The 1,883-nt window shown below is 39.4% G+C and carries 3 protein-coding genes; all 3 read right to left on the bottom strand.

Annotation, left to right across the window (positions count from 1 at the left end; genetic code table 11):
- Positions 1–75 precede the first annotated feature (75 nt).
- Entirely contained in the window at positions 76–393 is a 318-nt protein-coding gene (locus tag AM305_RS00285; RefSeq protein WP_005821884.1) for a helix-turn-helix domain-containing protein, read from the bottom strand.
- Positions 390–743 (bottom strand): type II toxin-antitoxin system RelE/ParE family toxin, encoded by a 354-nt coding sequence (locus AM305_RS00280; RefSeq protein WP_035293464.1) that lies wholly within the window; start codon positions 741–743, stop codon positions 390–392. Before AM305_RS00280 ends, AM305_RS00285 begins: the two co-directional genes overlap by 4 nt.
- A 504-nt stretch (positions 744–1,247) precedes the next feature.
- Positions 1,248–1,733 (bottom strand): hypothetical protein, encoded by a 486-nt coding sequence (locus AM305_RS00275; protein ID WP_005821881.1) that lies wholly within the window; start codon positions 1,731–1,733, stop codon positions 1,248–1,250.
- Between the last annotated feature and the right edge of the window lie 150 nt (positions 1,734–1,883).

Raw genomic sequence — 1,883 nt, 5'->3', positions numbered from 1 at the left:
CCCGGAGGGGCTGAATTATACGTAACCGCGGGTGTAGCCCACGGGCAGAGAGAGGGAACGTGTAGGTTTTTTATATTAAACTAAAGAAACTTGAACGCTTCTTCCTGTTTTGGATACAAAAGAAACGAGTGCATCAAGTGTAAATTTATCGGTTTTGTGATTGACGATGTCTGAAATACGTGGACGGCTAACGCCTAAAATGCTTGCTGCTTCAGCTTGTTTTAAATGGTTTTCCTTGATCCACTCACTCACTGCATTCATTAGCACCAACTTATTCATTATAAGTTGTTCGCTAGCAGATTTTAATTGTTGTGCTTCTTGTGGCGCAAAACCTAAATCAGCAAAGACATTACCGTTAGCTTCTGTAGTATGGCGAATTTGTGTATCAATCATTTTGCTTGCTCCTGTAATGCTTTCACGGCCGCATAGCGAGCCTTGATAATTTCTAAATCTTTTGGGGAGGTTTTCTGTGTTTTCTTTTGGAAACTATGCAAACAATAAATGGCATCAGTAAATTTCGCCACATAGACCAAACGGAACGCTCCTGATATATCTCTCACACGAATTTCCATGACACCCGAACCGAGGTTTTGCATTGCTTTAAAATCTCGTGGCAATAAACCTTGTTGAACAAGATCTAAGTCGAAGCCCAGTTCACGCTTAATGTTATCGGGAAATTCTCGAACATCATCGAGAGTAGAGCCAACCCAGTGGATAGGCTTTCGGTTATTCTGCGTATTCATAATGTATAAAATTTTATACATTCTATTTTTTTTTGCAAGGAAAAGTTATTAAACTCATCAAATTTGATGGGCTTATCATTGTTTTTGGGGTGGAAACCCGTGGGTTACACCCACGGTTACGCATAGTGCCGCCCCTCTGGGGCGATGGGTTAGAGTGTAAACGATGTTATTAGGTTGTACCCTTCCCTCCCTCCCTCCGTTTACGGAGGGAGGTGCCGAAGGCGGAGGGAGGGAAATACCAAGGGTGCAGCCCACGGTATTTATCATAAAAACAAAAAGGCAACGATCAAAAAATCATTGCCTTTTCTCTTCAGAAGTAAATAATGCCAGCCGAGACGGTTTTACCGTAAGAACCGCAGAAACCACAGTTTTAACCTTACGTTGGTTCATTCGAACACTGGCTTCAACGTCAAGCGAGAACGCCCTGCTTTTAAATAGAAAATTGCTTATCTAAGCCGCTTGCAATTCCTATTATCTCTTGCAGTGACTATATAATATAGCCATTTATATTGTTTTACAATCCTTTTTGATTGTTCCTATATTTTTATTTCCCCAACGGTTTTGTACCGGCAACGGTCTGGCTTGTGTTGCAAGTAAAAGGGTTATCGTACTATAAGTATCATCGATATTCTCAACAATAACTGCACCTCTTGATGATTTAATAACAGCTGCTTTATAGTGGACAGGTTCAGGATAAATTGGGGTGCGTTTGTCTACAAGTTTAATGAGAAAATTAATAAGTTGTCTAACCGTAAACACGCCACGTTTTTGAAGCTCTAATTTACGGCCAGCCCATATATGGGCTAATCCATAATTATATTGATGTTTACCACGATACAACCAAATTTCACCAGCTGTTAAAGATTTATCTATATCAGGGAAGTAACCGATAATATGGACTTCTCGCGTTGGTTCAGTAAATATCGTTAGGTATTCATCAACGCTTAAGTCTAGAAAATTACTGCTCAAGCGATAGTTAGAATAAATCATCTTTTGTTTTATTATTCATATCTTTGCATATTTAAGTAAGCACAAATTATCATCTATTTTTTTGAGCTAGTCTAATGATTTTGAAGAGTTATTCAAGGGCGGAAATTTTTAGTTTCCTACAAACAGCCCCGGAGGGGCTGAATTATACGT

Source organism: Actinobacillus minor NM305 (assembly GCF_000175195.1).
Taxonomy (GTDB): Bacteria; Pseudomonadota; Gammaproteobacteria; order Enterobacterales; family Pasteurellaceae; genus Haemophilus_A; species Haemophilus_A minor.
Note: the sequence above shows the minus strand (reverse complement) of the source record. Positions and strands in the feature narration are given on the sequence as shown.

Bases quoted from the DNA above. Each gene is read 5' to 3' on its own strand.
- AM305_RS00285 (WP_005821884.1), bottom strand. From the start codon at position 393: ATGATTGATACACAAATTCGCCATACTACAGAAGCTAACGGTAATGTC.
- AM305_RS00280 (WP_035293464.1), bottom strand. From the start codon at position 743: ATGAATACGCAGAATAACCGAAAGCCTATCCACTGGGTTGGCTCTACT.
- AM305_RS00275 (WP_005821881.1), bottom strand. From the start codon at position 1,733: ATGATTTATTCTAACTATCGCTTGAGCAGTAATTTTCTAGACTTAAGC.